At 69.4% G+C, this 12,553-nt stretch carries 11 protein-coding genes; 9 read left to right on the top strand and 2 right to left on the bottom strand.

Annotated elements, in window-relative coordinates; all coding sequences use genetic code 11:
• The first annotated feature begins 20 nt into the window (after nucleotides 1–20).
• From ACLQ2Q_RS18220 to ACLQ2Q_RS18240, 5 genes are read left to right on the top strand one after another with little or no spacing between them, the layout of a single operon-like run.
• Nucleotides 21–1,310 (top strand): sugar ABC transporter substrate-binding protein, encoded by a 1,290-nt coding sequence (locus ACLQ2Q_RS18220; RefSeq protein WP_425822507.1) that lies wholly within the window; start codon nucleotides 21–23, stop codon nucleotides 1,308–1,310.
• 59 nt (nucleotides 1,311–1,369) lie between these two features.
• Nucleotides 1,370–2,308: a carbohydrate ABC transporter permease gene (locus tag ACLQ2Q_RS18225; protein WP_425822509.1), complete on the top strand. Its 939-nt coding sequence runs from the start codon at nucleotides 1,370–1,372 to the stop codon at nucleotides 2,306–2,308.
• A gap of 1 nt (nucleotide 2,309) precedes the next feature.
• Entirely contained in the window at nucleotides 2,310–3,251 is a 942-nt protein-coding gene (locus ACLQ2Q_RS18230; RefSeq protein ID WP_425822511.1) for a carbohydrate ABC transporter permease, read from the top strand.
• Nucleotides 3,248–4,234, top strand: a complete 987-nt coding sequence (locus tag ACLQ2Q_RS18235; protein ID WP_425822513.1) for a carbohydrate kinase family protein — start codon at nucleotides 3,248–3,250, stop codon at nucleotides 4,232–4,234. The genes ACLQ2Q_RS18230 and ACLQ2Q_RS18235 overlap by 4 nt, the downstream gene beginning before the upstream one ends.
• 3 nt (nucleotides 4,235–4,237) lie before the next feature.
• The gene (locus tag ACLQ2Q_RS18240; protein ID WP_425822515.1) at nucleotides 4,238–5,278 is read left to right on the top strand and encodes a family 43 glycosylhydrolase; all 1,041 of its coding nucleotides are present in this window, start codon (nucleotides 4,238–4,240) and stop codon (nucleotides 5,276–5,278) included.
• Between the two features lie 40 nt (nucleotides 5,279–5,318).
• Here the strand turns inward: ACLQ2Q_RS18240 and ACLQ2Q_RS18245 are convergent, their stop codons facing one another.
• On the bottom strand, nucleotides 5,319–6,122 hold the full coding sequence (locus tag ACLQ2Q_RS18245; RefSeq protein ID WP_425822517.1) for an alpha/beta fold hydrolase: 804 nt from the start codon (nucleotides 6,120–6,122) through the stop codon (nucleotides 5,319–5,321).
• Between the two features lie 146 nt (nucleotides 6,123–6,268).
• Here ACLQ2Q_RS18245 and fdhA point away from each other — a divergent pair, with 146 nt between their 5' ends.
• The 3 genes from fdhA to ACLQ2Q_RS18260 all read left to right on the top strand — a co-directional run bounded on the left by fdhA (nucleotide 6,269) and on the right by ACLQ2Q_RS18260 (nucleotide 8,853).
• Nucleotides 6,269–7,489: a formaldehyde dehydrogenase, glutathione-independent gene (fdhA, locus tag ACLQ2Q_RS18250; protein ID WP_425822519.1), complete on the top strand. Its 1,221-nt coding sequence runs from the start codon at nucleotides 6,269–6,271 to the stop codon at nucleotides 7,487–7,489.
• 37 nt (nucleotides 7,490–7,526) lie between these two features.
• Nucleotides 7,527–7,928 (top strand): GlcG/HbpS family heme-binding protein, encoded by a 402-nt coding sequence (locus tag ACLQ2Q_RS18255; RefSeq protein WP_425822521.1) that lies wholly within the window; start codon nucleotides 7,527–7,529, stop codon nucleotides 7,926–7,928.
• 64 nt (nucleotides 7,929–7,992) lie between these two features.
• The gene (locus tag ACLQ2Q_RS18260; protein ID WP_425822523.1) at nucleotides 7,993–8,853 is read left to right on the top strand and encodes a LuxR C-terminal-related transcriptional regulator; all 861 of its coding nucleotides are present in this window, start codon (nucleotides 7,993–7,995) and stop codon (nucleotides 8,851–8,853) included.
• 253 nt (nucleotides 8,854–9,106) lie between these two features.
• On the opposite strand, the gene ACLQ2Q_RS18265 is transcribed toward ACLQ2Q_RS18260, so the two are convergent.
• Nucleotides 9,107–10,246, bottom strand: a complete 1,140-nt coding sequence (locus ACLQ2Q_RS18265; protein ID WP_425822525.1) for an ROK family protein — start codon at nucleotides 10,244–10,246, stop codon at nucleotides 9,107–9,109.
• Nucleotides 10,247–10,362: 116 nt separating this feature from the next.
• On the opposite strand from ACLQ2Q_RS18265, the gene ACLQ2Q_RS18270 reads away from it, so the two are divergent.
• Entirely contained in the window at nucleotides 10,363–12,534 is a 2,172-nt protein-coding gene (locus tag ACLQ2Q_RS18270) for an alpha-galactosidase (RefSeq protein WP_425822880.1), read from the top strand.
• The last annotated feature ends 19 nt before the right edge of the window (nucleotides 12,535–12,553 follow it).

Consider the following 12,553-nt stretch of genomic DNA (forward strand, 5'->3'; position numbering starts at 1 on the left):
ACAACAAAAGGAAACCACACATGAAGCGCAGGACTGCGCCGATCTTCGTATCGGCAGGCCTCGTCGGGGTGCTCGCCCTGACCGGCTGCGGACAGGCTGGCCAGGACACCACCACGGCGGACGGCAAGACCGAGCTGTCCATGTGGACCCACTCCGCGGGCAACCCCGCCGAGCTCGCGGTCTACGAGAAGATCATCGAGGACTTCAACGCCTCGCAGGACGAGTACACCGTCGTGAACGAGGCGTTCCCGCAGGGCGCCTACAACGACGCGATCGTGGCAGCCGCCGCATCCGGCGACCTGCCGTGCCTCCTGGATCTCGACGGCCCGATCATGCCCAACTGGGCATGGGCCGAGTACCTGCAGCCGCTCGAGCTGCCGACCGAGATCACCGACAGCCTCCTCCCCACCGCGGTCGGAGTGTGGAACGACGAGATCTACTCCGCCGGGTACTGGGACGCCGCGCTCTCGATCTTCGCCCGCAAGTCGGTGCTCGACGAGAACGGGATCCGGATCCCCTCCATCGACGAACCGTGGACTCAGGAAGAGTTCGATTCCGCCCTGGCCACCCTCAAGTCCGCCGGCTACGAGACCCCGATCGACATCGGCGCCGAAGACGCCGGCGAGTGGTGGCCGTACGCCTACTCGCCGATGCTGCAGAGCTTCGGCGGCGACCTGATCGACCGGGACACGATGCTCACCGCGGACGGCGCGCTCAACGGTCCGGAGGCGGTCGCGTGGGGCGAGTGGTTCCAGGGTCTCTTCGAGAAGGGCTACGCCTCCAACGGCGGGACCGTCGGCAACCAGGAGTTCGTGGACGACGAGGTGGCCCTCAGCTACACCGGCGTGTGGAACGCCCTCGCCTCACTCGACGCCATCGGCGATGACCTCCTCATCCTGCCCCCGCCGGACCTCGGCAACGGCCCGAAGATCGGCGGCGGCTCGTGGCAGTGGGGGATCTCATCCGGGTGCGCGGACGCCGATGGCGCCCGGGAGTACCTCGAGTTCAGCTTCAAGGACGAGTACATCACCCAGTTCGCCGACACCCAGATCGTGATCCCGGCGACGGAGGGTGCGGCGGCCGCATCGAAGTACTTCGGCGAGAACGGCGTCCTGCGCCCGTTCGTGGAGCTGTCGCAGAACTATGCGGTCCTGCGTCCGGAGACACCCGCCTACGCGGTCATCTCCAGCACCTTCCAGACCGCGGCGAAGGACATCATGAACGGCGCCGACGTGCAGAGCACGCTCGACACCGCCGTGAGCGACATCGATGCCAACATCGAGTCCAACGACGGGTACGGATTCCAGTAGAGAGCGGGTGGGGGGCGCTCTGCGCCTCCCACCGTTCCTCCTGAATCCCTGGTGATCCCATGACTGTCACGCCTCCCACGGTCGCCGCGGAAACCCCGCGACGCTCGCTCCGCCGGTTCCGCTCCATCAGGGGGCGAGAGACCTGGGCCGGACTCGGCATGATCGCGCCAGCCGCGATCCTGCTCGTGCTCTTCCTCATCATCCCGGTGATCCTGGCGTTCGCGCTCTCGTTCACGAACGCCCGGCTCATCTCGCCGAATCCTCCGAGGCTCGTCGGATTCGACAACTTCGCCCGGGCATTCACCGATCCGGTGTTCCTGCAATCCGTCGGGAACACGTTCGTGTTCGCCCTCGTCGTCGTCCCCGTCCAGGCCGGCTTCGCGCTGCTGCTCGCGGTCCTTGTGAATCGCAGCCTGCGCGGGGTCACATTCTTCCGCGTCATCTTCTTCATCCCCGTCGTCACCTCGATCGTCGTGGTGTCGATCCTGTGGAAGTTCATGTACCAGGAGAACGGCTTGATCAACTCCATGATCAACACCGTCACCTTCGGGGCATGGGCGGGAATGGACTGGCTGAACGACCCGAACACCGCCCTCGGCGCCATCATCGTCCTCTCGATCTGGCAGGCCGTCGGCTTCCACATGATCATCTGGCTCTCCGGGCTTCAGACGATCCCCGAGGAGCTGTACGAAGCCGCGCGGATGGATGGCGCCAGCCACTGGCAGCAGTTCGCCAACGTGACGTGGCCGGGACTGCGTCCGACGATGGTCTTCGTGCTCGTCACGATCACGATCCAGGCGCTCGGACTGTTCGTCCAGATCAATGTGATGACGCAGGGCGGCCCCGTCAACTCGACGTCGTCGATCGTCTACTACGCCGTCCGCAAGGGATCCCAGCAGCAGGAGATCGGCTACGCATCCGCGATCTCGCTCATCTTCTTCGTGGCGGTGCTGATCATCGCACTCATTCAGCGACGCCTGACCCGAGAGAAGGCTTGACATGGCCATCGACCAGTCCACCCGCCCCGACACCGGCGCGATGCCGGCGCCACGCCCCCGCACGGAGAAGAGCCGGCGGCGCGGTGGGAAGATCTTCTCCTACATCGTCATGTCGCTCCTGGCGCTGTTCTTCCTCTTCCCGCTCGTGTACATGTTCGTCTCGAGCCTGAAGCCGGACGCCCAGATCCTGCAGGACATCGACTCGCCCCAGGCGTTCCTGCCGGTCGGCGACATCAGCCTCGACAACTACTTCGGTGTCTTCGAACGCGTGCCCTTCGCGCAGTTCCTGTTCAACTCGGTGCTGATCACCGTGCTCACGGTGGGCCTGGGGCTGATCGTCAACTCGATGGCGGGCTTCGCCCTCTCCCGGCTCGAGTGGAAGGGACGGGTCGTCGTCCTGGCGGTGGTCATCGCCACGCTGATCGTCCCGTTCGAGACCATCGCCGTGCCGATGGTCTACTGGGTCGCCCAGCTGCCCACCCTCGTCTTCGAGGGCGGCGTGCTGAAGTACGACTTCGGCTGGCTGAACACGTACCAGGTGCAGATCGTGCCCTTCATCGCCAACGCGTTCTCGATCTTCCTGTTCGCCCAGTACTTCTCGACCATCCCCAAATCGCTCGACGAAGCAGCACGCATCGACGGCGCCAGCTGGTTCGCGATCTACCGCCGCATCATCGTGCCGCTCTCGGGCCCCGCGTTCGCGACCGTCGCGATCCTCACGTTCCTGCCCGCGTGGAACCAGTACCTCTGGCCGCTCATGGTCGTGCAGAAAGAGGAGCTGCGCCCCGTGATGGTCGGCGTGCAGTACTTCTTCCAGCTGAACGCGGCCTGGGGCGAGGTGATGGCGTACACCTCCTTGATCACCATCCCGGTGCTCATCATGTTCCTGATCTTCCAGAGGGCGTTCGTCAGCAGCATCGCCTCGAGCGGGGTGAAGGGGTGAGCTTCGAGCGGAAGGACGAGAGAACGCCGGGCGACCCGGAAGCGCGCGTGGTGGTGGTCGGCGAGGCCCTCGTCGACATCGTGCACCGTGCCGACGGCTCCGTCGATGAAGCGCCGGGGGGAAGCCCAGCCAACGTCGCGCTGACCCTCGGGCGCCTCGGCCGCGCTCCCCGCCTGGTGACCCGCCTGGCGGATGACGCGCGCGGGCGTGCCGTGCGCGCCTGGCTCGAGCGCTCCGGGGTCACCGTCGACGCGGTCGACGCGCCGCGGACGGCGACCGCCACCGCGCATCTGGATGCGACGGGTGCCGCCACGTACGAGTTCGACATCGACTGGGCGCTGGATGCGGCGCCGATCCCCGGCGCGGACCTGCTGCATATCGGCTCCGTCGCCGCGCTGCTCGAACCCGGCGCGGACGACGTCTCGCGGCTGGTCGATGAGCTGCGGGTATCGGCGACGGTCACGTACGACCCCAACATCCGTCCCTCGCTTCTGCCGGATGCCGCGACTGCGCGCGCCAGGGTGGAGTCCCTCGTTGCGCGGGCGGACGTCGTCAAGGCGAGCGACGAGGACCTGCGGTGGCTGCATCCGGCTGCCGACCCTGTCGCGGTCGCGACCCGGTGGCAGCGCTCAGGTCCCGCCGTGGTCGTCGTCACCACCGGCGGTGACGGCGCGTTCGCCGTCACAGCTGCGGGCGCGGTTCGCGTCCCGGCGGTTCCCACGTCGGTCATCGACACCGTCGGCGCCGGTGACACCTTCATGGGTGCCCTCATCGACGGCGTGATCGAGGCGGGGCTCTCGGGCGCCGACCGGCGGGCGGATCTCAGCGACATCGATCACTCCGATCTCGAGGCCATCCTGCGGCGCTGCGCGACGGCCGCGGGGATCACCGTGTCGCGACCGGGCGCGGATCCGCCATGGCGGGCAGACCTGACCTCCCACCTCTCACCGCGGTCCGCCCCGACCGCATCAGCGAAGGGCTGAACATTGTTCGACCTCCCCGGTTCGTGGGTCTGGGACTTCTGGTTCGCCGACGACGGCGACCGCTACCACCTGTTCTTCCTCTACGCGTCGCGCGCCCTGCAGGACCCCGACGCCCGGCACTACCGTGCTTCCATCGGACACGCGGTGTCGACCGATCTCGTGGAGTGGACCCAGGTCGCCGACGCACTCGTGCGCAGCGATGCCCCGGCTTTCGACGACCTCGCGACGTGGACAGGATCGACGCTGCGGCACCCGGACGGCACGTGGTTCATGTTCTACACGGGCTCCTCGCTCGCGCCGAACGGCAAGAATGTGCAGCGCATCGGCTACGCGACGTCTCCGGACCTCACGGTGTGGACGAAGGCACCCGGCCCCGTGCTCGAGGCCCGCGGTCCCTGGTACGAGACCCTGGAGTCGGAGGCCTGGCAGGACGAGGCATTCCGCGACCCGTGGGTGTTCCCCGATCCCGACGGCGACGGCTGGCACATGCTCGTGACGGCGCGGGCGCCCGAGGGTCCCATCGACGGGCGCGGCGTGATCGGTCACGCGTGGTCGCCGGACCTCCGCACGTGGGAGCTTCGGCCGCCGCTCAGTGCTCCGAGCCACCACGGCTTCGGTCAGCTCGAGGTCACGCAGGTCGAGGTCGTCGACGGCCGCCCGGTGCTGATCTTCTCGTGCCTCGCCGACCAGGCCATGCCCTCCAGGGCGGCCACCAGCGGCGGCACATGGGCGGTGCCGGCCGCGAATATTCTCGGTCCGTTCGACATCGACGCCGCCTACCCGGTGACCGACGACTCCTTCTATGTCGGACGCCTGCTCCGTCGCCGGGACGACGGGCGGTGGATGCTCTTCGCCTTCCACCACACCGGAACGGACGGAGGCTTCGTCGGCGGAGTGAGCGACCCGATGCCGGTGGGGTGGGACGGCGATCGCCTCGCGATCCTCAACGCCGCGGCATCCGATGGCGTCCCGATGTCGGGCCGCAGTCAGGATGAATCGCCCGGTGACGGGATGCGAGTGCTCCCGACACCGTTCTCAGCCTGAACGCGGCCCGGCTCGGGCGGCTGGGCTGAGCAGACGGGGGTCAGGTCGATGAATCCGCGAAGAACCGGAGGGCACCCTCGCGGAACACCCGCGATCCGGGCGCGTTGAAGTGATGCCGGCCCGGAATCTCGACGAACTCACCCCGCGGCGCGGCCGACGCGAGCCGCCGCGACGGTTCGAGGATCGCGTCGTCGCTTCCCGTCGCGAACAGCACCGGCTGCTGTGGCGGCCGGGCCGGGTCGGGGTCGGCATCCCCGAGGCGCATGCCCTCGGCCAGCGCGACCAGCACGCGGATGTCGTTGCCCGGCACCCGCTCGGCGAGGGTCACGTAGTTCTGCGTGACCCGGTCCTCGATCGGGGTGCCCCTCTCGGCGAACGCCCTGGCCTGCTCGATGTCCAGCCGCGCCAGCGGGCGCCCGTCCGGTATCCCGCCCAGCACGCCGCGCGAGACGCGGTCCGGCGCATCCACCAGCAGCTGCCACCCCACGCGACCGCCCAGCGAGTAGCCGGCATAGAGAACGCTGTCGAGCAGGTACGTCTCGAGCACGATCAGCAGATCGCCGACGAGCGCGTCCATGGTGTAGTCGTGCGGATCGTGCGGTTTGTCGCTCTGTCCGTGCCCCCGCTGGTCGACCCCCAGCACCCGGAAACCGGCCCGGGTGAGGTCACGGACCCAGCCCGTGTTCACCCAGTTGTCGCGGCAGTTGGAGGCGAAGCCGTGCACAAAGAGAACGGTGGGCGCAGCGCTGTCTCCCCAGGAATAGGTCGCGATGCGATGTCCCTCGGGCGACATGACGAACTGCGGGGACGGCATCTCGGTCAAGAGTGACGCGTCGGGGCTCATGCGGTCCATTGTGCCCTCCCGTGCGGCCCTGCTCGGAGTCCTACCCGATCGGGTAGGACGAACGGGTCGGACGAGTGATCGCCTAGACAGGCTCGGGCGGTGAGGCTTGCTGTCGCGGGGTGAACCCGCGGGACGGAAGGACGATGATGTCTGCCAACAGAGCGGTCGCATACGAGGGTCCGGGTGTCGTCAAGGTGATCGACACGGATTACCCGGAATTCGAACTCCACGACGGTCCCGGGGTGAATCCGGCCAATGTCGGGAGGAAGATCCCGCACGGGGCGATCCTGCGGACGGTCGCGACGAACATCTGCGGATCGGATCAGCACATGGTGCGCGGGCGGACCACCGCGCCGGCGGGCCTCGTGCTCGGGCACGAGATCACCGGAGAGGTCGTCGAAGTCGGTCCGGATGTCGAGTTCATCAAGGTGGGTGACATCGTCTCGGTGCCGTTCAACATCGCGTGCGGGCGGTGCCGCAACTGCAAGGAGGGCAAGACCGGGATCTGCCTCAACGTCAATCCCGATCGCCCCGGCAGCGCCTACGGGTACGTCGACATGGGCGGCTGGGTCGGCGGCCAGGCGGAGTACGTGCTGGTGCCGTACGCCGACTGGAACCTGCTGCGCTTCCCGGACCGCGATCAGGCGCTGGAGAAGATCCTCGACCTCGCCATGCTCTCCGACATCTTCCCGACGGGGTTCCACGGGGCGGTGACCGCCGGGGTGGGCGTCGGCTCGACCGTGTACATCGCAGGCGCCGGACCGGTCGGCCTGGCGGCGGCCGCCAGCGCGCATCTGCTGGGTGCGGCCGTCGTGATCGTCGGCGATCTGAACGAAGAACGGCTGGCGCAGGCGCGCAGCTTCGGGTGCGAGACCGTCAACGTCGGCGCGGGCTCCGTGCCCGATCAGCTCGAGCAGCTTCTGGGTGTTCCGGAGGTGGATGCCGCGGTGGACGCCGTCGGCTTCGAGGCGCGCAGCGAGGGGCACGGAGCAGACGCGAAGGAGGCGCCGGCAACGGTGCTCAATTCGCTGATGGGCGTCACCGCCGCCGGAGGAGCCATCGGCATCCCCGGGCTGTATGTCACGGGGGATCCGGGGGCGGTGGACGACGCAGCCAAGGTCGGATCGCTCTCGATCAGCCTGGGCACCGGCTGGGCGAAGTCGCTCTCGTTCACCACCGGGCAATGTCCCGTCATGCGCTACAACCGCCGGCTGATGATGGCGATCCTGCACGACAAGGTGCACATCGCCGATGCCGTCAACGCGAGGGCCATCACCCTCGATGAGGCGCCGCAGGGCTACGCCGAGTTCGACGCCGGTGCGGCGACCAAGTACGTGCTGAACCCCAACGGCTACATCGCCGCCTGATCACTGATTCACGCAACCCACGACAAGGAGCACCACCATGACCGGATTGACCCTCGCCGATGCCCGCACGATCATCGCCGCCGCAGAGAAGCGCGCCGACGAGATCGGGCAGCCGATGAACATCGCCGTCGTCGACAGCGGCGGAAACCTCGTTTCCCACGTGCGCCAGGACGGCGCCTGGATCGGCAGCATCGACATCTCCATCAGCAAGGCCTGGACGTCGCGGGCCTTCGACATCCAGACGAAGGACCTCGGCGACAACGCCCAGCCGACCCAGCAGTTCTTCGGCATCCACACGACCAACGGCGGCAAGGTCGCCATCTTCGCCGGCGGCGTGCCACTGCTGCGCGACGGTGTTGTCGTCGGGGGACTGGGTGTCAGCGGCGGCTCCGGCGAGCAGGACCAGACGGTCGCCGAGGCGGGCGCCGCGGCGCTGTAAGCGGGCTCGGGCTCGGCGGCTCCCCACCCTTATGGGTGGGGAGCCGCCGAAGTAGGTTGAGGTCATGAGCATCGACGAAGTCGCCACAGGATCTCGTCGCCAGCTGGTGGATCACGCGCGAACGGTCGCCGACCAGGCCGACCAGCACGCGGTCACCCTCGAATCGATGCTGGCCATCCTGCGGTCGCCGCGGCTGGGTGACCGCGCGGCCCGGACTGCCGCCATCGACACGGCGACGGCCGCCCTGATCGGGCTGCGCGCCGCCACCGACGAACAGCGCAGCTCGATGCTCGAGCCCGTCACCGGCGCATTCCGGCGCCTGCGCGACGACCTCGGGCCGTTGACGAGGTTCGGACACCTCGAGGTCGAACTCGTCGAGCCGCCGGCCTCGGGTCGCGCGCTTCCCGGTGAGGTCGCGCACGGGGCGCGCGCCATGGTGCGCACGGCGGTGCTGGCACTCGTCGACCGAGGCGACGCGCACCGTGTCCGCATCCAGTGGGACTGCGACGGGCTCAACCTCCTGGTCGGCATCCGCGACGACGGCCGGGGCGAGCTCTCGGTGCACGATGACTGGCTCCGTCCCATCGCCGAGCGGGTGGCCGCGCTCGACGGGGTGCTGGCAGTGACGTCGACGCCGGGATGGGGCTCGTCCATCGACGTGCGCCTGCCGCTGGATCCGCGGCCAGAGCCGCATCCGCTCGCCGACCTGATCCCGCTCACGAGCCGCGAGAAGGACGTGCTGCGCCTCGTCGCCTCCGGCGCACGCAACCACGCCATCGCCCGGGAGCTGATGATCAGCGACAACACGGTCAAGTTCCACGTGTCGAATCTGCTGCGCAAGACCGGGGCGGCCACCCGTTCGGAACTCGCCGCGCTCGCCGTCTCGCACTACGAGCACGACGACCCCCGGCGCGCCTACCCCTGAGCCGGGGGCCCGGCGGCGCGCATCCCGACACTTCTCAGAGCGCCCTTCGCTTGCGGCTGCACTTGTCTGAGCGCGCTGCGTGAATCGGCGGAGCGTGCGCACGAATCAGCAGCGCGAGCCGGAGTGGCGGGTCGGGATCTCCCCGGGGGTGGCCGGTGAGGGCTCGCCGGGGTGGCGGCTCAGATCTCGCGGGGGTGCCGGTCAAGATCCCGCCCCAGGGTCGGTCAGGAACGCGAGGCGTGTGACCCCGAGCTCAGCCCGGAAGGGCGGCCTCGTCGCCGAGGCGCGCGACGGCGGCCTGGATCGCGACGGCGGCGGCGCCGCGCGCCCACGCGCCGAAGCCGGCTCGATCGACGAGGATCTCGACGGGGTTCGCGAGCGGGTCGCGATCGGCGGCGGCGGCATCTCGAACGGCGTCCTCCGCGATCTCCCACAGCCCGAGGCCCTCTCCGGCGAGGACGACGGTGGGCTGCATGGTGAGGTTCGCCGCCAGGGCGATCAGCCGACCGAGGCCACGTGCCCCGGCATCCACCACCGCGCCCGCCGCGGGGTGACCGTCCCTCGCCATGGTGAGCACCTCGTCGTAGTCGACGGGTCTTCCCAGGGCCGCCTGCAGCTGCGCGCACATGCCCACCGATGTGATCAGCGCGCTGGAGCAGCCGCGGTGACCCTCCGGGCAGAGCGGCCCGGTGGGATCGAGCGGGATGTGACCGCCCAGCCCCACGCCCGCCTCGCGGGTGTGCACGGACTCGCCGCCGACGACGAGGCCGTAGCCGACGCCGGCGCCGACGGTGATGACGGAGAAACCAGAACGGCCCCGCCCCGCGCCGAACCAGCGCTCGGCCTCGACGAGAGCCACGACGTCGTTCTCGACGGCGACGGGAAGTCCGCAGGCCCGCTGGAGCTCGACACCCAGGTCGACGCCGTTCCACCCGAGGAACGGCGCCCGGAGAACGCGGCCCTCGTCATCGACGACTCCACCCAGGCTCACACCCACCCCCAGGACCGGCGGAAAGTTCTCGGCCAGAGCGGTGATCGTCTCGGCGAGCTGCGCCACGACCGCCTCGGGCGCCCTGTCGGTCACCGCGATGTCGTGCTGGGAGACAGCGCGGGCGCGCGCGTCGGTGAGCACGACGAAGGCGGTGTCGCCGGTGATCTTGATGCCGATGAAGGAGCCGAGGTCGGGCGTGATGTCGAGGGGGCGGACGGGCCGCCCGACGGCGCCCGAGCCGGCGTCCTCCACCTCCACGAAGAGTCCGCGCTCGAGGAAGGGCTTGGCCAGACGGGTCAGGCTCGCGGGGGAGAGGCCGAGCCGGCGCCCCAGCTCCCCGCGCGCGATGGGGCCGTGGATGAGCACTTCGCGTGCGAGCGCGCCCTGACTGTCCGTGAGCATCCGCACCCCCTTCGTTCCATCTTGGCACCAATTGCCCGCTCAATGCGGCTGAAACGCGCGAAGGTTTGCCTCTTGACGGTGAATTAGTTCCGCGGTAGAAATAACGCGTGGCGAATATCACCCAGCGGAGCGCGGAAGAGCGTGTGCAGCAAGCGAAGTCCGAGCATCCGGCGGACACGCTGCACTTGACCCGTGCGGGCACCAGCGTCGTCGTCGACCTGGCTGAGGGCGGCCCCGCGATCGTGCACTGGGGAGAGGCCCTTGCTTCTTCGACCCCCGCCTCGCTCGCCTCCCTCGCCGTAGCCGCCCGGCCGCAGCGCGTATCGGGTGGCCTCGACACCACGGGGCGGCTGAGCCTCGTCTCCACGGGGCCGACCGGCTGGCTCGGCACTCCCGGCATCGAGGGTCACCGCAACGGCGCCGGTGACAGCGTGCGGTTCGAGGTCGCCGGGGTGCAGGCGAACGACCACCGCGCGACCATCTCGCTCGTCGACGGCGAAGCGCGCCTCGCGGCGCAGGTCGAGCTTCGCATCGGACCCGGCGGACTCTTCCACCAGCGCATCCACCTGCGCAACACCGGCGAGACGCCGTACACCGTGCAGAACCTGCAGGCCGCCTTCCCCGTGCCGTGGGATGCCACCGAGCTGCTCGACACCACCGGTCGCCACCTGCGCGAGCGGGCGCCTCAGCGCCGGGACTTCACCTTCGGAACGCACCTGCGCGAGAGCCGGCGGGGACGACCCGGTGCGGATGCGACCCTGCTGCTGGCCGCCGGTCGCCCCGGGTTCGGCTTCGAGCAGGGCCGGGTGCACGGCATCCACGTGGCATGGAGCGGCAACCACCGCGCGCTGGCCGAGCGAGTCGTCACGGGCGAGGCGTTCCTGGCCGGGGGCGAGCTGCTGATGCCGGGCGAGCTGATCCTGGCTCCGGGCGAGTCGACGCAGACACCGTGGGTGATCGGGTCGTGGGGCGACGGCCTGACGGAGCTCTCCGCCCGCTTCCACAGCGAGTGGCGCGCCCGCCCGCAGCACCCGCGGCGGCCGAGGCCCGTGACGCTGAACACCTGGGAAGCCGTGTACTTCGATCACACGCTCGACAAGCTGACGGCGCTGGCGGATGCCGCGGCCGGCGTCGGCGTCGAGCGCTATGTGCTCGACGACGGCTGGTTCAGCGGTCGCCGCGACGATACGGCGGGCCTCGGCGACTGGTTCGTCGACGAGAGCGTGTGGCCGGAGGGGCTGCACCCCCTGATCGACCACGTGAACGAACTGGGGATGGAGTTCGGGCTCTGGGTCGAGCCGGAGATGATCAACCCCGAGAGCGAACTCGCCCGCCGGCATCCCGATTGGATCCTGCGCGGCCGCATGGATCTTCCCCCGTCGGCGCGCCACCAGCAGGTGCTGGATCTCGCTCATCCGGAGGCCTACGCCTACATCGCCGGGCGCCTGCACGCGCTGCTCGGGGAGTACCCGATCGCCTACCTCAAGTGGGACCACAACCGCGACCTCGTCGACGCCGGCAGCGGCCCCGGCGGAGTGGCGAGGGTGCACGCGCACACCCTCGCTGTGTACCGGCTGCTCGACGAGCTCAAGGCGGAGCACCCGGGACTCGAGATCGAAAGCTGCGCATCGGGAGGCGCGCGTGTCGATCTCGGCATCCTCGACCGCACCGACCGCGTCTGGACGAGCGACAGCCTCGACCCGCTCGAGCGCCTCACCAACCAGCGCTACACGAGCCTCGTCGTGCCTCCGGAGCTGATGGGGATGCACCTCACCAGCCCGGTCGTGCACTCCTCCGGGCGCACGGTCTCGCTCGGGCTGAGTGGTGCGGTCGCACTCTTCGGACACTTCGGCATCGAATGGGACCTGACGTCGGTCGACGCCGGCACGCGGGACGAGATCGCCTCATGGGTCGAGCTCGCGAAGCGGCTGCGGCCGCTGATCGCCTCCGGTCGCGTGGTGCACGTCGACGGCACCGATCCCGGTATCGACGTGCGCGGGATGATCGCCGCGGATGCGGCATCCGCCGTCTTCACGATCACTCAGACCGAGACATCCATCGCCTACCCGGCGGGTCGGGTGCGGCTGCCGGGGCTGGCGCCGGATCGCCACTATCGCGTCCGGGCGATCCGAACCGCCGACGAGGCGAACGATCCCGGCCAGTCGCCGCTCGCGTGGACGCAGCACGACACCACCCTCACCGGCCGGGAGCTCGCGGCGATCGGGCTCCGACCGCCGGTGCAGTTCCCCCAGCAAGCCACCGTCGTCGAACTGACGTCGGTTTCCTGAACACCGAACACCGACCACC

It is taken from the genome of Microbacterium sp. DT81.1 (genome assembly GCF_049844955.1).
Classification (GTDB): domain Bacteria; phylum Actinomycetota; class Actinomycetes; order Actinomycetales; family Microbacteriaceae; genus Microbacterium.